Source organism: Aquipluma nitroreducens (assembly GCF_009689585.1).
Classification (GTDB): Bacteria; Bacteroidota; Bacteroidia; order Bacteroidales; family Prolixibacteraceae; genus Aquipluma; species Aquipluma nitroreducens.
On sequence record NZ_AP018694.1, the window covers coordinates 1975562 to 1997658 of the forward strand.

At 40.1% G+C, this 22097-nt stretch carries 12 protein-coding genes; 5 read left to right on the plus strand and 7 right to left on the minus strand.

Features of this window, described 5'->3' with window-relative positions; translation table 11 throughout:
* The first annotated feature begins 177 nt into the window (after positions 1-177).
* Entirely contained in the window at positions 178-708 is a 531-nt protein-coding gene (locus AQPE_RS08320; RefSeq protein WP_318350595.1) for a peroxiredoxin, read from the plus strand.
* A 143-nt stretch (positions 709-851) separates the two neighbouring features.
* Here AQPE_RS08320 and AQPE_RS08325 read toward each other — a convergent pair whose 3' ends face one another.
* Entirely contained in the window at positions 852-3344 is a 2493-nt protein-coding gene (locus tag AQPE_RS08325) for a TonB-dependent receptor domain-containing protein (RefSeq protein WP_318350596.1), read from the minus strand.
* Positions 3345-3541: 197 nt separating this feature from the next.
* On the opposite strand from AQPE_RS08325, the gene AQPE_RS08330 reads away from it, so the two are divergent.
* Complete coding sequence (locus AQPE_RS08330) at positions 3542-4201, plus strand: hypothetical protein (protein WP_318350597.1); 660 nt, start codon at positions 3542-3544, stop codon at positions 4199-4201.
* 147 nt (positions 4202-4348) lie between these two features.
* Here the strand turns inward: AQPE_RS08330 and AQPE_RS08335 are convergent, their stop codons facing one another.
* Positions 4349-7144 (minus strand): hypothetical protein, encoded by a 2796-nt coding sequence (locus AQPE_RS08335; protein WP_318350598.1) that lies wholly within the window; start codon positions 7142-7144, stop codon positions 4349-4351.
* Between the two features lie 191 nt (positions 7145-7335).
* On the opposite strand from AQPE_RS08335, the gene AQPE_RS08340 reads away from it, so the two are divergent.
* Positions 7336-8073, plus strand: coding sequence for a polyprenol monophosphomannose synthase (locus tag AQPE_RS08340; RefSeq protein WP_318350599.1), 738 nt, complete (start codon positions 7336-7338; stop codon positions 8071-8073).
* 104 nt (positions 8074-8177) lie between these two features.
* On the plus strand, positions 8178-9521 hold the full coding sequence (locus AQPE_RS08345; RefSeq protein WP_318350600.1) for a dihydroorotase: 1344 nt from the start codon (positions 8178-8180) through the stop codon (positions 9519-9521).
* 73 nt (positions 9522-9594) lie between these two features.
* On the opposite strand, the gene AQPE_RS08350 is transcribed toward AQPE_RS08345, so the two are convergent.
* From AQPE_RS08350 to AQPE_RS08370, 5 genes are all read right to left on the minus strand, one after another.
* Positions 9595-11073: a SusD/RagB family nutrient-binding outer membrane lipoprotein gene (locus AQPE_RS08350; protein ID WP_318350601.1), complete on the minus strand. Its 1479-nt coding sequence runs from the start codon at positions 11071-11073 to the stop codon at positions 9595-9597.
* A 19-nt stretch (positions 11074-11092) separates the two neighbouring features.
* Positions 11093-14320 carry a SusC/RagA family TonB-linked outer membrane protein gene (locus AQPE_RS08355; RefSeq protein WP_318350602.1) on the minus strand — a complete coding sequence of 1076 codons (3228 nt, stop codon included), beginning with the start codon at positions 14318-14320 and terminating at the stop codon, positions 11093-11095.
* Between the two features lie 598 nt (positions 14321-14918).
* Positions 14919-15791 (minus strand): Cbp1 family collagen-binding glycoprotein adhesin, encoded by an 873-nt coding sequence (locus AQPE_RS08360; RefSeq protein WP_318350603.1) that lies wholly within the window; start codon positions 15789-15791, stop codon positions 14919-14921.
* A 120-nt stretch (positions 15792-15911) separates the two neighbouring features.
* Positions 15912-16739 (minus strand): patatin-like phospholipase family protein, encoded by an 828-nt coding sequence (locus AQPE_RS08365; protein ID WP_318350604.1) that lies wholly within the window; start codon positions 16737-16739, stop codon positions 15912-15914.
* Positions 16740-17096: 357 nt separating this feature from the next.
* Positions 17097-18071 (minus strand): tocopherol cyclase family protein, encoded by a 975-nt coding sequence (locus AQPE_RS08370; RefSeq protein WP_318350605.1) that lies wholly within the window; start codon positions 18069-18071, stop codon positions 17097-17099.
* 353 nt (positions 18072-18424) lie between these two features.
* Between AQPE_RS08370 and porW the strand changes: the two genes are divergently transcribed.
* Positions 18425-22054, plus strand: a complete 3630-nt coding sequence (gene porW / locus AQPE_RS08375; protein ID WP_318350606.1) for a type IX secretion system periplasmic lipoprotein PorW/SprE — start codon at positions 18425-18427, stop codon at positions 22052-22054.
* Positions 22055-22097: the final 43 nt, after the last annotated feature.

Sequence of the window (22097 nt, forward strand, 5' to 3'; positions counted from 1 at the left end):
ACATGAGTTCTATAAGAACGCACGAAATTTAACTTATTCAGAATGAATTCTTCAAATGAATTTTTTAGAATAGTTTTTGTCTATTCAGGATTGAAAAATTCGATTTGACTGGCGAACAATAGGAACTTATATTTGTCTAATATTTTTAAAGAATTATAAATTATAAATACAAATATCATGAAAACTATTGGAGAAAAATTTCCTTCGTTTACAAAAGAAGCCGTGGTTTCATTAGAAGCCGGCAAAGAGTTTAAAACATTAACCAATGTAGATATAACCGGCAAATGGACTGTATTTTTTTGGTGGCCTATGGATTTCACTTTTGTTTGTCCTACCGAAATTGTGTCGTTTAACGAACATTTTGAAGAGTTTGCCAAACGTGATGCCAATGTGGTTGGTGCTTCTATCGATTCGCAGTTCGTACATTTGGCCTGGAGAAACAATCATCCTGGGTTGAAAGGGCTGAAATTCCCGATGTTGGCCGATACCAGCAAATCACTTTCAGAAGAATTAGGCATTCTGGAGCCGGTAAACAAAATCGCATACCGTGCTACTTTTATCATCGATCCGGAAGGAACTATTCAGCACGTTTCAGTAAACGGATTGAATGTTGGTAGAAATGTAAAAGAAATCATCCGTATTCTGGATGCCCTGCAAACCGGAGAATTAACTCCATGCGATTGGGTACCGGGTGAAGCAACTTTGTAATTGTTTAGTTGATCAGAGAATAGGTAAAATGGGCTGTCCGAAAGGGCAGCCTTTTTTGTACTATACTAATATTACACCCCACAAAAAAAGCGAAACCCAGTCTTCTGGGCTTCGCTTCTAAAACGATATTTTAAACGGATCGATTAGAATCCACTATTATCCATGGCCGGAACATTTTCCTCGGCTGGTGCCGACTTGTCCATCTTGTAGTTGTTAATTTTGTAGCTCAGTGTGAGCATCAGTACACGTGGTTCGCGTGTCATTTTAAAGGTCGATTTGAAATTATCGCCATACGAGGTTCCCTGCATCCTCATGGTTCCCAACAAGTCACGTACACTTAAAGTGGCCGAAAGTTTCTTTTTCATGAGATCCTGACGGTACGACAGGTTGGTAAATACCATTCCTTTTTGATCGCCTTGAGCCGATACTGATGGGCCACGGTAAAAACCAGTCAACTGTAGACGGCTTTCAGGTGCAAATTTTATAGTGGCATTCATCCGTCCAGAGTAGTTTGTACTTTCTTTATCGACTGAAACGCCCAATACTTCACCCTTCATTTTATAATTGTATAAGGTAAAACTGGTGTTTATCAGCAACCATTTGGTTATATTAAGGTTTCCCATAATCTCGCCACCCATTGAATAATCGCGGTTAAGGTTATCAACTGTCATGTAGCTGATTCCATCAACAACATTGGTTAAACGTGTCATCAGGTTATTGGTGGTGCGGTAGAATGTTTCGAGCGAAACAAATGAATTACCGAATTTCTTCATGTAACTAGCTTCGTACGAATCGGTATATTCTGGCTTTAGTCCCGGATTTCCTGTTCTGATGGTATACTGGTTCATATAACTTGGGAACGGATCCAGATCGCGACCATCAGGACGATTAATCCGACGCGAATAACTGGTCATCAACTGGCTTTTATCAACCAATTCATACGACAAGTGCAAAGATGGGAAAAAGTCGAAACGATCCAGATTATACTTATTAGGGACATTTTCTTTATAGTGAGTGATACTTCGCTTGTTATATTCCTCGCGCACACCAACAACAAACTGTATTGCTTTCAGGTTTCCGGTATAAGTTGAATAAACGGAATGTATATTTTCTTTGAAATCCATTGAGCTTGTAAAATTCGGATTGTTTTCAAACTGCTGGGTTGTTGTATTAAAATCCTTAAAGTCTAAAGCTTCGCTTTCGTCTTCGATTCTACTTTGCAGGCCAGCTTCGAATTTAGAACCTCCTTTTAACGGCAAAGTGTAATCCAGTTTGGCTCTGTAGTCGTTTGAATTGCTGTTTTCATTAGTAATGACACGCGAAAGGTATTCGCCAACCTGACTATAGTTAGCATCCGTCTGATACTCATCAATGGTTTCATCAGACCCTCCATTCCGGTTACGGTAATTGAACGAACCTTCCAATTTGTGAGTACCGTTCTCATCGAATTTGGTCAAAAAATTGGCATTCGCACTTACATAGTTTCCGGTTCTGGTCGAGTTGTTTTTTTGTATCGAATAGATATCGAACGAACTTGGGAGATCGTAATTATGCAGGTTTCCACTGCCATAGCTACTAAAATCGTAGCTGCCCAATTGCGTGGAAACGGTAACTGAAGTTTTATCAGTCAGATAATAATCAAAACCACCTTTAATTTGCTTGCCTCCATGACTTTGGTTTCTTGTTCCTTCAGTATTCAGATAAGTTGTTGTATCATTTGCGTAAGTTTCGCGAGTCGATTTCTGAGTTCCCTTGTCAGTGTTGTCGTTCCAGTTCGCACCAAAGAATAAATTGTATTTCTTTGTTTTGTAGTTCAGCATCATGTCGGTACCGTATTTATCCCCGGTTCCAAGGTTTACATTTACGATTCCGTTAACGCCTGAAAGCACATTTCTTTTCATCACCACATTAATAATTCCTGCCATTCCATCCGGATCATATTTAACCGATGGATTGGTAATAATTTCAATGTTCTGGATAGCCGATGACGGAATTTGTTTCAGTGCATCACTTCCACTAAGTACACTGGGACGTCCATCGATCAGCACAGTAAAACTCGATGAACCGCGGAGGCTCACGTTTCCGTCGATGTCAACTTCTACGGAAGGCGTATTTTCGAGTACGGTAACAGCGCTACCACCAGCCGCATTAATATCGTTTGACACATTAATTACTTTTTTATCAATTTTGTATTCAACCCGGTTACGTTCAGCAACCACATCAACAGTACCAATTTGTTCGCGCGATGCCGAAAGACCAATAGTTCCCATATCTACAGTGGCTGCATTTGGAGCTATCTTAACATCTTTTATCGTTGTTTTTTCAAATCCAATAAAACTAGCTTCCACATAATACTCTCCCAATGGCAGATCGGTGATCACAAATGCTCCCGAGGCGTTTGAAATACTTCCAGTAATCAATTTAGAATCCTGCTTACGGAATATTGAAACATTAGCATATTCCATAGGTGTATTCGTTTCTGTATCAATAATTTTTCCTGAAATCTTCCCATTTTTTGGTACTCCATTCATCCCTGCGCCTGGTCCTCCAGGACGTGCACCTGCCGGAGGTACCTGTGAAAATATTGTGCTTGCAGTAATAAGAAATAAAAATAGCACAGTCAATAGCTTCTTCATCTGATTCATTTTTTGTTTATTATTTTCAAAATTTGGTTATATTTTCAATCAATGCCATTAAGACCTTACTTAGCAGACAAAGTTTAATTGCGATTTAAAAAGAGTTGTTAACGATTGTAAATGGTCTTTTTCATTCTTTAAGTTTGTTGGAATGATATTTGAGGAACAATACCTATATTTATAATAAATAGGTTGCCATGAAACAATCCCTTTTTCTCTGGATGGTATTTTTTCTGACTTCTTGTGTATCCACAAGTCATCTGGTTGAAATCAACGATCCATATAAGGAAACAAAAGGCATTAAGCTGATGCAGAATTTGATAGGAATATCGTCTGAGAAAAACGCAAGTATAAATGGGAACAAATATCTTTCTGTTTCATTTGCTTATAATCTCGAAATAAAGAAAAGTGAACCAGCGTCACTTACACTTGAAATTCAAACGCAGACTCCAATTCGGGTCGACGAACTCGATTCGGTGATCTTTATCAACCTCGACAACGAAAAAATTAAATTAGTTTCTGCTGATTCTAGTCTAAAAATAAAAGGGAGGAGGCCAAACACAACATCTGCTGTCAGTATTGCCAACGGCGATAAAAAGGAAGAAAAAATCGTTACCACAACAACTGAAAATGGAAGTTATCAGTTGTTGTTTCATCAATACATTATCCCTGAAAACCTTTGGTTTCCAATTGCAAACACTCAAGATATTCAATACCGTCTTTATATCGGAAAGGAAGGAATCGATGTAAAACTGAATCTTGCGCAAACCGAAAAACTAAAAATATTTTTAACCAAGTCGATGCAATTGCGCGATGCCAACTTACCTCCAACTCCCGAAGGATTGAAGAAATTGTAACCAGCAAAAGCCAAATCAAACAAATCGGTTATGAGTTATTAATTGCCATTAATAGTCATTAGTTTCACGTCATTTATGGTTTGACTGGTTAAAAATGATTTTACAACTAATGACTAATACTGATCATGAATGACAAAAACATTGGCGTTATTTTCGTTTCTGGTTTTCCAGTCTGTATTCAGGTTTTTCCTTCTGATCGTCCTGCATATCATCCACATCGTCAATCATGGGCGATTCTTTTACGGCCTTCCAATCGAATTTCTCATCTAAAGGAGTCAAAGCCTTCTTCGGATCGAAGATGCGGAGATCAACATCAACAGCATTGTACGGAGTGAAATTGGGTTTTGCAGTAAAAAAATCGGCAAAATCGTTGGCCGCAGCATCGTATTGATTCAAATAGGGTAACCCAATCACATTCCAGAAAGTTTTGAAAATACTTCCAAAACTATAGTGAACAGACGATACATGGTTTCGCTTTACATATGGCGAAATAACCATTAGCACACTTCGATGCGCATCCACGTGATCAATCCCGTTTTGAGCATCATCTTCAGTAATGACAATGGCCATATTTTTCCAGAAAGGCGTGTGCGACAAATACTCCACAATCCGTCCAACAGCTAAGTCATTATCGGCCATGTAACTCTCACGGAATGGGTAACCAGCTTCAGGCCGTTCACCAGCTCCATGATCGTTCGGAATGATCACTGTAATGATCGACGGCATTTCGGCTCCTGGTTTTATCCATTTCTCATCAAATTCATTGATAAACTGTGAAATCCTGAACTGATCGGGAATAGCAGTATTGTATGTTGGATAAGTTTTCGAAGTCCGGCTGAACATGGGCAGTGGTACCGGAAAATTCACGTAATGCTTAATTCCTGAATATTTAAATGAGTCGTCGTAAAACGCAGGTTCAAACATAGTCCCAAAACCAAAATTATAAAACTCCACCTTATTGCGCTCCAAATGTTCCCACATCGAACCAGCTTCGTTGTAATCCTCCGGATAAATAGCGCCGGCTGAGCCGTTCATCCCCAGACTACCCGGAGCTTTCGACTTTTCGTCGTACGATCTGTTGCCTCCATAACTTGCCGGAACGGTCGATTCAACCCATTCGTTTGGATAAGTGTTTACCAGCCAGCGGTGCCCATCGGCCGAAACATCTGAATCAACGTAAAAATTATCAGACATGGCAAATTCCGAAACCAGTTTCAGGTGATTTGGCATAACCGTCGAATTATCAACGAGTACAGATTTATTCTTATTCGTAAATGTGGCATGATGTCCATATCGAGCGATAGTTGGATCGCCCCTCCCCTTTTTCACCTGACCGAAAATCTCATCATATGTCCGGTTCTCCTTCGAGATAAAAACCAGGTATTTTATCGGCGATTCTTTTTCTCCTCCATAAACTGGAATGGGATTATTTGCCCTGTGCTTTTGAATCTTGTGATAGTTCTCAATCAGGTAATTGTTGCTAATTACTTCCTGAGTAAGTTTGTGAAGTTGTTTTTCGTCCGGAATATCCATTACCGAAACCGATCCTTTCATTAGATTCCCGATGTAACTGCCCTCTTTTCCTTCCTGAAATGTTTTGCCTCCATTGGGACCACTACCAAACCCCTTGGCATTACTTACTACCAGCGTTTTTCCATCAGGAGTAACTTCGAGTTTGGCCGGAAACCAACCGGATGGAATGTGCCCAACAACTTTCAGCGAAGGAATATCGACCACGCCAATGGCATTCACCCCCGATTCGGCTACAAAAAGTCGTTTCTGATCGGGTGAAACAGCCAGACCAAAAGGAATTACACCGCGAAATTGCTTGACCGACTCATGCAATTTAAGCGGAATTTCAGCAGCAATGGTGTCGTGCTCCATGTCGATGACCGAAATATTATCGTTGGTTCCGTTACTTGCAAACACGTAACGATCGGTCACCGCCAGCGAATTGGGACTCGAACCTCCTACCGCCGGAATGCCTTCGATCATTTCGCCAACCAAAGCGCCGGTCTTTATTTTAGCCTGAATTTCAGGGTTCAGCGGATCCTTAACCGCAAACGACCAAACGGAAAACGATTCAGGAACATTGGGATCGCCCAAACCCGGAATATCCAGCGAATTGATACGGGTTCCATTTTTCATTTCTTCAGAACCAAATCCAAACGCCGGGAAATCGAGCGCATTCTTATAATCTTTTTCAGCTTCAATGTTTCCTATTTTACTGTATTCGAACATGCCGACATTGGCCACATACACTTTTTGTTGGTCGGGAGAAAGTATGATGCCAAACGGATACCGCCCTGATTTAGCGCTGGCGACAATCTTTTTCGACTTCGTATCCACCACAATCATCCGGAAAAGCATCTGGTCAACTGCATATAAATAGCGGCCATCTTTACTTAGTTTCATATCGCCAATGTATCCATCCGGTGTTTTTTCCCCGTTTACTGCAACAGAGCAATCAACAGAATCGAGCTTTGCTCCGGTATCAACTGAAAATAGGTATATCTTATTTTCCTGTCCGCCAGCCACATAAACCGTTTTATTGTCCGGAGAAATAGCCAGACCCATAAAAACAGAAGCCAACACACCTTTGTCTGTTGACGGTCCGGGCGGAACCTGTAAAACGATTGGATTTTCCGATTTCAGATTTTTGATGATTGAAATAGAGATGGGTGAAGTGCCCGAATTTGCTGTAACAGCAACAGTTCCATCAGCGCTAAGTGCCAATCCGTATGGATGCGGCGCTACCTCAACCGATTTTCCGTAAGGAGTTAAATATCGTCCATTCGGAATTACTGTTCTTCCTGATTTATTGATCTTCGTGTACTGACTTCCGGAAGGAGAGGAAACGACTTTCAGATTATTTGTCGGCTGAGCCTGTGTGAAATTCAGCACTAAACTAAAAAAGAGAACAAAATAGTATTTGACAGACATGGTTTCTGATTTTAAATGTGATGAAGATAATCGTTTATTATTATCAAAAAAAGGACAAACTACATCCGAAGATTAAGTCTTTATGAAACGAACCGAAGCAAAATACACTAAAAAATGTTAATGATTTGTTTAATACAGATTAAGCTTCGTAAAAAGCAGTATTTTCGTAGCAAAATCATAAAACAGCAAGCGTGCATCACAATCTGGTTTTAATTCCAACTTATAACGAAAAGGAGAATGTCGAACGAATGATTCGAAAGGTTTTTTCCTTGAAAACTCTTTTTGAAATTTTAATTATCGACGATAATTCGCCAGACGGAACTGCTGCCATTGTTGAGCGATTAATGCCTGAATTCCCGGACAAGCTTCACATTCTGAAAAGAGCTGGTAAAGAGGGACTGGGTAAAGCCTACCTTGCTGGATTTCACTGGGCATTGGAACGGCCATACGATTATATTTTTGAAATGGATTGCGATTTCTCGCACAATCCGAAGGATCTTGAAAGATTATATGCCGAATGTGTCGGGCACCAGGCAAGTCTGGCTATCGGATCGCGATACATAACAGGTATCAATGTTGTAAACTGGCCATTGGGAAGGGTACTGATGTCGTATATGGCTTCGGTTTACGTCCGTTCCATTACCCGAATGAAAATTATGGACACTACTGCCGGATTCAAATGCTACCACCGCAAAGTACTGGAAACCATTGATTTTGATAACATTCGGCTAAAAGGCTATGGATTTCAGATTGAAATGAAATTTAAAACCTGGAAGCATGGATTTAAAATTGTTGAAGTCCCCATCATCTTTAAAGACCGGACACAAGGAGCGTCAAAAATGAGTGGTGGCATTTTCAACGAAGCACTTTGGGGCGTATTAAAAATGAAAATCAGAAGCTGGTTTACCCACTATGAAAAAATGGATTAACCCAGACAAGAAAAATAAGCTAATTTTAAGACCGCAACCGCGGTCTTTTTGTTTATATATTCAGTAAATTTGATTGTATTGCACCGAATAAGAAAAACCCAAATATGAAGACACTCATTAAAAATGCCAGAATCATCAACGAAGGACAGATTTTCGACGGAGCTGTTCTGATTGATGGAGAGCTTATTTCCAGGATCTTTCACAATAACGACATAGCGGAACAACTGATAAAAGGCGCTGCTGTTATTGATGTAGCAGGTCAATACCTGATTCCGGGAGCAATTGATGATCAGGTTCACTTTCGCGAACCCGGACTGACTCATAAAGGCGAAATTGCTACCGAATCAAGAGCTGCCGTTGCCGGAGGTGTAACGTCTTTCATGGAAATGCCCAACACCAATCCACAGGCAGTAACCCAGGAAATACTTGAAGAAAAATATAAGCGTGCAGCTGAAGTTTCAGCAGCAAACTATTCATTTTACATGGGTGCTACCAACGATAATCTGGACGAAGTGCTAAAAACCGATGGTTCCAAAGTTTGCGGAATCAAAATTTTCATGGGCTCTTCAACAGGAAATATGCTTGTTGACAATGAAGAGGTTCTTTCTGAAATATTCAGGAATACCAAATTGCTGGTTGCTACCCATTGCGAAGACGAACCAACAATTATCCGGAATACAGCACTCTATCGCGAAAAATACGGAGAATTTGTTCCGATTTCAGCGCATCCTAAAATACGAAGTGCCGAGGCTTGTTTTAAATCGTCGGCAAAAGCAGTTGAACTCGCGACCAAATTCGGAACACGCCTTCATGTTTTGCACCTTTCAACTGCTGAGGAAATGAAACTTTTTAGCTCAGGAAAGGTCGCCGACAAACACATTACAGCCGAAGTTTGCGTGCATCATTTGTGGTTCGACGAACACGACTACATTTCAAAAGGAAACCTGATTAAGTGGAATCCGGCAATCAAGTCGGCTGCTGATAAAGCTGCCCTTTGGGAAGCGCTGCTTACCGACAAAATTGATGTTATAGCTACCGATCATGCGCCGCACACCCTTCAGGAAAAAGAACATTCATACTTTAAGGCGCCATCGGGCGGGCCACTTGTTCAGCACTCATTGACTGCAATGCTCGAAATGAGCCGAAAAGGGTTCATTCCCCTAGAACGAGTGATTGAAAAAATGTGTCATGCTCCTGCCGATTTGTTCCGGATTGATCGTCGGGGATATATTCGCGAAGGATATTATGCCGATCTGGTTCTGGTTGATCCTAACCAATCGTGGATCGTTTCGCCAGAAAATATCCTCTATAAATGCGGTTGGTCACCATTCGAAGGTCAAGAATTTTCTCATCAGGTTACAGCAACATTTGTCAATGGCAACCTGATTTACGCCAATGGCGACATTATTTCGGGAATACAAGGGAAAAGGCTAATGTTCAGCCGATAATAAACTTTATACAAAAAAATTGAGGCTGCCTAAACAAGGCAGCCTCAATTGTATTCTCATAGTATTGTTTCAATTATTTAACACCAGTGCGGGTATCCCACCACAACTGTTTTCCCCAGCAATAATCTACTATCCCCTGAGATGCTACCGCTAAATCAAGCTGAGCTTTATTATAAAGGTACTGGTTTTGCGGATAAGGTAAACGGAATGGTTGATCAGTATGAGTAGTTCCGTATATCGAACGAAGTGATACATAATTGGTTGTAGGAACCCCTGTTCTGCGATACAAACACCATGCTTCGTGGTTTTCTTTAAACAAGGCAACCCACTGTTCCCACCATATTCTGGCTTTTGTGTTATCCCATTTCCCTTTTCCGGCCAAATAAGCATCGGTTAGGTCATTTGAGATGTTATTGCTAGCCATTGACAAGCGAACTGCCTTGTCATAAGCATCTGCAGCAGTAATGCCCACATTGTAACCCAACATCGCAGCTTCAGCTTTGATAAAGAATGTTTCACATGATTTATAGTATGGTGTGAATCCAGAAGGATTATCGCGATATATCGCACCAATTCGCGAAATGGTATTGAGCTGAGGTTGTGCAGCGGCTCCATTTTGAAATCCGCGATAAGTATCATCTTTGGTTGCTGGTTTGGCAATAGCCGAAATACGTGGATCGTTCGTATCTAGAAGATGATTGATGAAAATGTCAGACAATCCATGATCATCCCGGGTACGTTTGTTGTCGTACCAAGGTTCGAAATAGGGAGAAGAACCTTGCCAAAAGAAATAAGCATTATCATCGTTGGTCTCAATTAACGGGTATTTGGTAGGGTTGCCACAGATCTCTTCGATGGTTTGTTTGGCCAAAGCAGGGGCAACAGCTGAGATGCGCATTGCAGCACGCAGCCTGATTGAGTTACAAAATTTCTGCCATTTAGCAACACTGCCACTAAAGAGAAAGTCTCCGGCTCCGATTTTATCAGTACCACCACCGACAGCCATTTCATCGGCAATTGTCTTCATATTGGCCAAAACATCCGTATAGATATCTTTCTGATTGTCGTATTTCGAGAGTAAAATTCCTCCTTTGCTGGTTTCCCCCCTCAAAGCTTCAGAATAAGGAATATCGCCCCATGAATCTAACGCGTAAAACCATAAGTAATTTTTCCAGATCCTGGCTGCCCAACGAATGTTTTTATTTCCATCGGCCGCAGCTTCAGTGTTTTCAAGCAGCGTATTCAATTGTGTATTTCCCCAATAACAGTTATTCCAGCGATTCCCGTATGTATTATTGCTAGGAATAAGGCCACTCAAATCGTCGAGATATTGAATTTTTACAATGTACCCTGCAAAGGTACCGTAACCATCCATGTCGCCACCCTGCTGAGTGGTGGTCGTACGCAATACATCTCCAAGTATATTCGTTGCTGGCACCGTAGAAAGCGCATCCGGATCAGTATTGATCTCATCAAAGGTTTTTGTACACCCTGTTATTAATGTAGCAGTTAGAAGCGAAAGGCTCAGCCACTTAATTATATTTATTTTCATATTTATATCTCCTCGTTTATTAGAAAGTAAGATTTAATTTAAGACCAAAACTGCGGGAAGCCGGAACCGATGCCTGCTCGAAACCAACTCCACGAGTATCACTGGAAACACCACCAGCTTCAGGATCAAGACGCAAGGTGTTTGATTTGTCTACCCATAACAACGCTAAGTTTGAACCAATCACAGAAACGGTAGCGTTACTAACGTATTTAATTTTTGAAAGCAGTGATTTAGGAACATTGTAAGAAACATTTATTTCACGCAGTTTCAGGAAAGAACCATCAAATATATACATTTCGGCTACGCCGCCACTTTCAAACCAAGTTTGTGCGTCGGTTTCGATAGTATTGGTTACCCAGTTTCCGCTGGCGTCTTTCATCACAAATCGTTCGTTTGTCATCACATCTTTTCCTGCAACAATAGCGTGTTCACGAACACCATTTTTTACTGTTTCGGCTGCAGTTCCTGCTGCATAACTGTGGCTCATCGACTGTGACCAGATATCACCGCCAATTCGAAGATCAAGAAAAACCCCTAAAGAAAAATTCTTGAAAGTAAAGTCGTTTCTCCAACCAGCTAAGTAATCAGGGGCAGCATAACCTATTTTTTTGCTCGACTCAGTTGAAATCAATCCGCTGCTGTTGACTTTTATTGCGCCATCTTCAGTACGTGCATATCCGGTACCTACAAGCACACCCCAAGGTTCACCAGCAATAGCCTGATTCGCAATACCCCAGGTCCAACCCAATTGGTACGATTTTAAGGCAGGGAAAGCGGGAGCCAATTCCAATACTTTACTCCTGTCTCTGGAATAATTCAGAGTACTCGTCCAGTTCAGACCTTCTTTTCTACGAATGACGTCGGCACGTAACTGTACTTCGATCCCCTTAGACACAATTTTACCGGCATTTAACGTCATTGCTGAAAATCCTACCACATTGGAGGTAGAAACATTCATAATCTGATCTTCGGTTTTCTTGTTGTAATAAGCCACATCAGCGTGTAAGCGATCATCAAAGAATCCTGCTTCGACTCCAACTTCCCAGGTTTTAACGCTTTCGGGGCGTAATCCTTCGTTGGGGTAAGTATAACTCTTATACATCTGAGCAACTCCTTTGAAAGAACTGCTTTCGGAATAATAGTATGCGCGATTACGATAAGCAGTGGTTGCCGAGCCAATTTGAGCCCATCCTCCACGTAGCTTCAGGAACGATAAAACATCGTTCTTTAATCCCTTAAATGATTCGGTTGGTAACCAACTTAAACTGGCAGAAGGATAGAAGAAAGAATCGTTAATTGTTGAGCTCCAGTCGTTACGGGCGCTCATGTCAAGGTAAAGCTGGTGTTTCCAACCAAAAGAACCGGTTGAATATACAGAGTTTGACCGTGTATGACTGTGATCCATCTCCCCGATTGGTGTCCCAGACATGTTCGACAAAGTATAAACACCAGGAACAGTCAAGGCATTGGCTCCTGACCTGTCGTATTCATAAACAACGTTACGATAGTTTGCACCAGCAACCAAAGAAACGTTGAAATCGCCATATACTTGATTAAAAGAGGCAATAAAATCCATATTCAATTCCGAATTCTTATAAGTACGTTGGTCAAATCCTCCTTCAGGATAATCGCCATGATCAAAATAATGACGTTCAAAAGACTTCATACTATAAGTATCAAAACCTAAACGACCTTCGAATTTCAGGCTTTTGATCGGTTGAAAGAATAGCGATGATTTAGCAAAAAGGCGATCTCGCAAGAGGCTATTGGTATTTTTATATACATTAAAATATGGATTCATATGATAATTCGTGTTCCAGTTATAGTAAGTATACTCACCAGCAGCATCTTTTTCATCCCAGTTGGCTTTCAGAGTATTCATGTTAATCTGGCGTCCCGACCATACCAATAAACCGTTAATAGGGTTATTACTTCCATATCCCTGACCGAGCAAGTTATCACTTTCTGTACGTGTATAATTTGCACTCATGTCAATAGTAAAATAATCGTTCAATTTCATGTCGGTATTAAATTGTCCACTATACCGTCTCTGGTCAGTATTTGGTACTGTTCCTGTTTGATTCCGGTACGATAGCGAAGCACGTGTATTGCTCTTAGCTGACTGTGACTGAACAGATATGGTATGATTTTGCGAATAACCTGTTTGAAAAAAGTCTTTCACATTGTTTGGTCTCGATACCCAATCAGTTGCCTGACGCACGCCATTAACTACAGGGCTATCATACTGAGGAAGCTTAAGTCCCACATCCAGGCGAGGTCCCCATGATTCATCGTAAAAATCATTTACTCCGTTCGATCCATCAACCCACGAAAAAGCATTTTCCTGAGCAAAATCCTGATAAGATAACGTACCTCCGTCGGCTTTCCAATGCGATTCATCACCACCATAGCCTTGACCATATGAATTTTGCAATTTAGGCAAAGTCGATACACGATCAACAGTAATATCACCGTCATAAGAAACCGTTACACCCTCTTTTCCTTTACCTGATTTGGTTGTAATCAAAATTACACCTTTACCTGCTAACATCCCATAGATTGCAGCGGATCCACCTTTCAGAACAGTTACCGATTCAATATCCTGAGGGTTAATGTCGTTTAGTCCCGAACCATAGTCAACACCGTTATAAGTATTATCTCCGGAGCGGTTTGAACTGTTAGAAATAGGGACACCGTCAACAACAATCAAAGGCTGTTGATCAGCGCTAAATGACGAATTACCACGGATTGAAATGCGGGAAGAAGCGCCAACGGCACCCCCAAACTGGTTAACCTGCACCCCAGCCACTTTCCCTGTCAGAGAACTTGTCAGGTTCATTTGACCGCCTTTAGTGATAGCTTCCGATTTTACATTGGTAACACTATATCCAAGCGATTTTTGCTCGCGAGAAATACCTAACCCGGTAACGACAACTTCATCAACCGAAATGCTTTCAGAAGCCATCTTAACATTAATTTTTGTTTGGTTGCCAATAGCGACCTCCTGAGATTTCATACCAACAAAACTAAAAACAAGAGCTTTGGCATCTTGAGGAACTTTAAGTCCGAACACACCATTCATATCGGTGATGGTTCCTAATGTTGTTCCTTTTACTGAAACCGATACTCCAGGAATAGCACCTCCATCATCGGCAGAGGTTACCGAGCCTGAGAGCTCCTTGGTTTGAGCCATGAGGACCTGCAAACCAATTGCAAAGAATGCAAACAATAACACGATTTTTTTCATAGAAAATTATTTTAAATTAAACAGTTTCGATTAAAAATACTTTGCTACTAAGCCATTATTTGAAAGATTCATTAATTAACCGATAATATAAGCGAGCCTTATGGCCACTAAACTAAAAAAATAGTAAAAATTTGATCTTACTATCATTTAAACTCAATTTATGTTGTTAAGCAAATAAATCAATTGATCGCAAATCATCCAAAGAAAAAGCACCAAAATAATGAGGATTCATTTAAACGTAACTCATTCACATTTTCAAAGAAAGCTATATTAATTTTTTGAAAAGATGAACTTTGTCATAATGCAAACACTTTTGTGATCAATTTACCAGAATAAGCAGTAAAAAGTATCAAAGTGCTACTTTGATGAGATATTTGAATAAACTTGCAGCGCTAAAAATTATTCAACACTAGATTTATGGAGGTGGTTCAAATGCTATTTAATTAAACTAACTAATTTAATATCAAACTTATAAATTCAATTACAAACTACATTTTCTGTTGCCCGCCTCCTGCTTATTCAAACAATTCTACGCTTATATAAAATACAAAAGAGGCTCCAAATGGAGCCTCTTTTGTATTTTATATAAGGATTATTCTTACTCAACAACGATCAGCATGTATTTCGAAGCTTTCCAGAATTCTTCTGGTTTGTCGATAACAATGCTTTCAACTGTTTTTTTATCAGTCATAACCATGTGATATGAACCGTCAGGATGATAGGTAACTAATTTAGCTTTCTTGGTGTTCAAAGGTAATGAGTTAAACTGGCGAATGTCAATTTTCATGAAAAAATCGCGATTGAAATCCTTTTTCAGCTTCAATGTTTTGCCCATACCCAAAACGCCACCTTCTTTTTCAATTACATTCTTAGCTTCCAATTCTTTTTTTGTTCCAAAAGCATAATAGGCTGTGTTTAATTCGGTTGTCTTTGTATCAATAACATCATCCCTCTCTTTGATCGTTTGTTCACTCTCTCTGGTAATGGTTTCAACCTTCTGGTTCAATCCGGCAACATCAAAATTCAGTTTTTCAAGTTGCTGTTTCAGTCCGGCGATTTCTACATCTTTATCACCCATTTGTTTGTTGAGTAATTCAATCATTTTTTCAAGTTCCACAATCTTCATGTTCGAATTACGAAGTTTTCCCTGAAGTGATTTCACCAACTCTTTGTTTTTCTGAAGCAGGCTGTTTATTTGAGCAATGTCTTCAATAATACGCTTTTTAGCTTCAGCTTTTACCTCTGCACCAGAAGCGGTTTGCACAGAAACAATTTTTTCAATTGTTTTAATCGAATCAAGGTTCGATTGGATTTCATTCATCGCACCGATATACTCCAAAATAGAATTATCTTTTTGAACACCCAATTGAGCGATACTGTCTTGTTTCGCCTGCATCCGGGCAATCTCTTTTTTGTGCTGGCCACACGATACTAAGACCACAACTGATAAAACAAATAATAACTTTTTCATTGGATAAAATTTAGATTGATAAAAAATTTCAATAAAAACATTTGGTCTAGGCGTTAGTAACAAAGATAATCAGCTTTTTAATTTATATTCAACAATCTGATCTAAAAGTAGAAACGAGAACTAATTATCTTTTATTATCCTGTATGCCCTTTCCTGAATTATGCCATTCAAATCAACCAGATCTGCTAATTCCAGAATCCGTTGTTCGGTCTCATCAAAGCCAATTTTAAAAATTTCATCAGCTTTTCCAAAATCAAATGTATTAAACAGCCGGGTTTGCGGAGGATCAATCACAAAGTCGCATATCGCAAGGCTTTCGTGCACATTCTTTGCAAAAATAAGCCTGAATGTACGCTCGGCAATAGATTTAAATCCGGTAATATTTTCCTCCTGGCCATTGCGGTTGACGTGTACGCCAATCAGAAACCGACATTGATTGCGGATACAATCTGCCGGAAGATTATTGAAAAGACCGCCATCAACATAGGTTGTCCCGTCAATCATCTGAGGTTCAAAAATTACCGGAATGGATGCCGACGCCAATACCCATTGAAAGAGTTTCCCCGAACTTTTTGTTTCAGTAAGTCCGGAATTTAAATTCGAAACGGTGCAGTAGAATGGCTTTTTAAGGCTTGAGAAATCATCTTCCGGAATGTTTTTTTCAAGTATAGAACGAGCCTTTTTAAGGTCGAGTAATCCGCTGGTCGGCAATTTCCAGTTAATCATCTTATGTAGTTTACTCGATTTTACCAGGTCAAGAATTTGTAAAGGCTCCATTCCTGAAGCATAAAAAACACCAACCAAAGCACCCATACTTGTTCCTGAAATGATTTCAGGATGAATGCCATATTTCCGAAGTGCCTCTAATACACCAATGTGGAGAATGCCACGAGCACCACCACCGCTAAGTGCAATTCCAAATTTATACGGATTTTGATTCTGGTTCATCTATAGGATAAAAGTGATTTATTTTGATTCAATACAATTCTGATTTCTCAAGATACGAAACTGCATGATAGATAGTTCCTGATAAGTCAAAGTAAAAGCAAAATTCAGTGCAATAGTATATGTTATATGAATATTCTTATCCTTACAGAATTGCTCTGGAAAATACCGTCATTCAATTGTCATTCATTGTCATTGGCAGCCATTTGAGCTACAATTAATGACGACTAATGACCATTTAATGACTCCATTTTGAATTTAGGCATGATATCAGATACTCATTATATCTTTTTCTGAAAAAGTTACAGTATTCACACTTTTATGAAACTGGAGATTCGTATGACATTTCAAATCAGGAAATCATGGGATTCTAATTTCTTCAATCTTCCCGGCAACTTCCAATCCGCCATTTCGGCCTACATCATTGAAGATTGCATGGCCTGTTTTCCGATCAATCAGGCAAACTTCAATTTGGGCGTTCATACTTTCTTCAATGCGGCCATCCATCAATCCCAGAATTGGCGATGCCAAAGCGGTTGCTTTTTCGCGTCGAACATGAATTTCAAGCCGATAGTTTTTGTTTTGCAAAACCAATTCAACTTTTTCAGAATTGATTACCGATTTTAGGATTGAACTTTGATTATAAGTGGTGAATTGGATCAATCGGTCGCCAAGCCAAACTCCGGCAATAAACCCCACAAATGAATAACCCAGATATGGAATTTTAGCAACCGATACCTTAATTGATATTCCTTGCTGACTAAAGTGGTTCGATTGCATCCAGATGTAGGCACTTGGAAACGATTGTCCCCAGTCTTTTTCAATGTATCCGCGGCCATTTGTAAAATCAAGGTTCTCGCCTTCCACCATAAGATGGCCGGTTATGGTATGATCCATACTTACAATTCCGTGGTAACACTCCATTAGAGGTAAAAAAGTATATGGCCCCATAATTCCGGGCGAATACCAATGATTAGGCCAAGGTACCGGATTCGAAAAGTAAAGCTCGCCTTTCAATTCAGGCAAATCCAAATGAATTGATTGAATTGAAAAATGGTTATGCTGAATGGCTATATTGAATTTATCAGGTGAAGGCGAAAACTCTTGAATGGCAAATTTATGATATCGGGCTGTTTGTTTTTTACCATCGAGCACCTGAATAAACGCCTGTGCCATTCCCTGATCGTCAATTGCAATGCCCGGTATAATTGCAAATGCTTTGGTTTCATCTTCGTTCAGCACTTTAAAATACCAACCTTCAAAATAGCTTTTTCGGCGATTCCATCCCTGAAATTGATCAGGATTGAAAATTGAGCGCAACTTGTTTCTTATCATGCACCTATGCATTAGCTATAATTAAGTTCACCAATTTAAGTCTTTCTTTTGGGTATCTGGTCTGCAAACAGATTATTTTTCATTAATGACCCGAGCTAAATTTTGTCGGTCACCAACAGATCTTTTTATTAAACGAAATCGTCAATGTTCACCGGGAAACTCAAATGGACGCAGAAAGTAATAAAAAATGGTGTTTCTGGCTGAAACAACATGTTCGTTTCTTTGAAAGTTTGTAATATTGTACGCTTAAAAAAATGCCATGAATAATACGAATAAACCAGTATTTTCAAGGGAGTTTCGTACAATAATATTCCAATTTGGCAGTTTATCCTTAAGTCAACAAATTTCAACTATTGGGCAAACACTATTTATACAGGTCTTTTTTAGTTACAGTGCTTTTTTTTCTGGCCGGATGTACGACAGAGAAAAATACTGCTGTTTCACGCGCATATCAGAACCTGACAGCACATTACAATGTATATTTCAATGGCAAGGAAAGCCTGAGAACCGGAGTTGAAAAGATCAATAACTCGGTTGAAGATGACTACTCGAAAGTTCTTCCCTTGTACAAATCGAGCAACCCAACAACTGGGAAAGCAGCCACCTCTCAAATGGAAAATGCAATTCAGAAAGGCTCGAAGCTGATACAGTCGCACTCGATTACAAAAAAACCTAAACGCCGGAAGCACAGGAGTAAAGCATACATCCAATTCGCCAGCCGCGATGAATTTAACAACTGGGTCGATGATGCGTATATCTTAATGGGTAAAGCCTATTTTTATCAACACAACTTTGCATCGGCCATCGAGAATTTCTCTTATGTAGTCCGGAAATTCCCAGATGATCCTTCACGATACACTGCATACGTCTGGCTGATCAGGAGCTACACCGAAATGGGAAGATATGTTGAAGCCTTTGAAATTATCCAGCAATTGCAATTAGACGAGAATTTTCCGAAAAAATTATCGGGCGAACTGGCGGTAGCAACCTCTGATTATTATGCCCGACAGCTTTCCTATGTTGAAGGAATTCCATTTCTATCGATAGCCGTAAAACAAACTCCGCAGAAATTGGAAAAATTGCGTTACAAATTCATTTTGGCGCAATGGTATCAGGAAACTGGCAACCCTGAAAAAGCATCTCAGACTTTCAGGGAAGTTGCCCGAAAGAATCCTCCCTATAAAATGGAGTTCAATGCACAAATTAGCGCTGCCGGAACATTCACCGGAACTGGTGATGTAGAAAAACTGAAAAAAGAATTGCGAAGAATGCTCCGCGATAAAAAGAATCTGGAGTTTCGCGACCAGATTTATTTCGCTATGGGAAACATCTCAATGAAAGAGGGCAAAAAAGATCAGGCTAAGCAAGAATATACCAAATCGGCTTCTTTGAGTGTTGATAATCTTTATCAGCGGGCTCTTTCGTGCTTGTCTCTGGCTCAGATTTATTTTGAAGAACCTGAATATAAAAAGGCACAAGCTTATTACGACAGTGCCATGGTTGTTATTGACGAAAAATATCCGAATTACAAACAAATCTCCGACCGCCACAAAAGTTTGACCCGGTTGACGGATAATATTTATGCTGTTGAAAGAGAAGACAGTTTGCAGCGCATCGCTCAAATGGACGAACCATCAAGGAACAAATTAATTGACAAATGGATTGCTGAAGTTGTTGAAAAAGAAGCGAAGGCTAAGCTTGCCGAAGCAAACCAAATGATGGATCGTGGTTATTTCAGGCAAAACGAAAGCAGGTTTGGGTTAAGTCAGCAACAACAAAGTGCAGGGTGGTATTTTTATAACCCGACAACTGTTGCCTACGGAAAGGTTGAATTCGAACGCCTGTGGGGCAAACGCAAACTTGAAGATAGCTGGAGGCGTGCTGACAAACGTACTTTTGCAGATGAAATGGCCGAACAGGCACAAGATTCGATCCTGACCGATGTTGGGCAATCCAAAAAGATAAAAGATCCGAAAAACCGGGAATATTACACTCAGGACCTGCCGGTGAACGATTCGCTGATGAAAGTTTCGCATGCTAAAATCAGAAATGCCTTATTCAACGAAGGACGCATCTTCAAAACCGACTTTTCAGACTTTCCCCGGTCAATTGAAGCGTTTGAAGATCTGAATAAAAGATATCCTGAGAATTTATTTGCACTTTCGTCGTGGTTCGAATTATGGGATTTATACACCAAACAGGCCAATCAGGAAAAAGCTGATTATTACAAAAACCTGATTACCTCTAAATTTCCGGATTCGAAATATGCCAAATACCTGCTGAATCCGAACTACTTTATCGAGCTCGAAGCAAAGTCCGACAGCATGAACCGACTTTATCAGCAAGCTTTCCTGAAATTTAAAGAAGGCCAATATACCGAGGCTGGCAAGATTACCGATCAGATTCTGCCATTAAATCCTGACAGTTTGCTTATCCCAAAAGTCAAATTCATCAAAACTGTTGCCGATGGAACTGCATCGACCAGGGATGTTTTTGGCAAAATGCTGGCCGAATACATAAGCTCATATCCAAAGGCCGAACCAAAGCCGCTGGCCGAGAAAATCCTAAAATTGATTCAGGATAGTACGCTGGTTGATTACCAGAAACTGGTTGCATCGGGCTACCTGAGCGACAAAATCAACAATCCTGAGCTGTTGTCGGCAAACCCTAAAGGCTCTGATGAATTTGGGGGCAAATTCTCGTACGACGAAGATTTATTGCACTATTTTGTGATTGCTTACCCCACAAATTCTAAAGTTGACCTAAACCGTCTGAAATTTGATTTGGCCAATTACAACATCGATCATTACACCAAAATTGATTTTGATATTGAAACTCAAAATCTGAATAACAACAATACGCTCTTGCTTGTACGATCGCTAAACGATAAAGAACAAGGATTAATCTACTTCAGGTCGATCATCAAAAAAAGAGAGGTTTTCGAAGCGCTTAAAAACATCAAGTACGTTAATTTCATTGCTTCTTCAACCAATTTCAGGGAAATTACAGCCGACAAAGACTACGCTGAATACCTGAAATTCTTCATCAAAAATTACAGCCAGTTTATCACCGGCGATTTCTCGGGTGAACTTCTTCCTGAACCAGAAGAATTACTGGCAAAAGCACGGCAAGAGGAAGAAATGCTGAAAGAAAAGGGAAGCTTTGTTTCCGTTGCCCCAACAGGCTCTGGACTTGATATTTATTCGGACGTGGAATCGGGTTCTCAGAATTTTGTAGTTGCTGTAAACAACACAAAGGCAAGTCTGAAACAGGCCATTGCTGGTTTCAATACCCATAATCGCGACCAGTTCCGGCAGGCCGATCTCTCGATTCGGCAAAGCCAGGTTGCCGATTATCAGTTGATGATTGTCAGCAAGTTTAAAACAAAAAACGAAGCAATCAACTACTTTACAAACACAGTTGCCAACCGGAAACTTTTCAAAAGTCTTGACACGCTGGGCTATCGTAATTTCATTATTACTGATGCCAACCTGAAAAAGTTGACCGAGACGAGAAAGATTGCTGAATATCTGAACTTCTTCAAGGTTAAATACATCGATTCTGGGGCCGGCTCAAATAAACAATCGGAAGCGAAACCTGCCTACAACGGACCGTTCAGCCCTAAGACTGAAGGGATACAGTCCTTTGTTCTGATCATTCCAAAGGAGGAAACTAAACCTGATGCGCTAGTTGAAGCAATCCGGCAGTTTAACCAGAAAAATTACGGATCGCAATCGCTACAGGTAACCTCATCGATGCTCGACGATTTCAGGCTGATGATAAAGGTTGAAGGTATTTCAAACGCTAAATCCGGACTGGAATATCTGCGTGCAATTGCCACTGACCAACAGGTTTATGGTCCTATTCAGGATGCCAACTACCGTAATTTCGTCATCACTCCTGAAAATGAAGCGATTTTCAGGCAGGACAAGAACATTCTCACTTACATGGAATTCTACAAACAATTCTACCTGAAGCAATAAATCAGGAAAAAGTCAATCGTCATTAGAAAAAGCGAAATAAGGA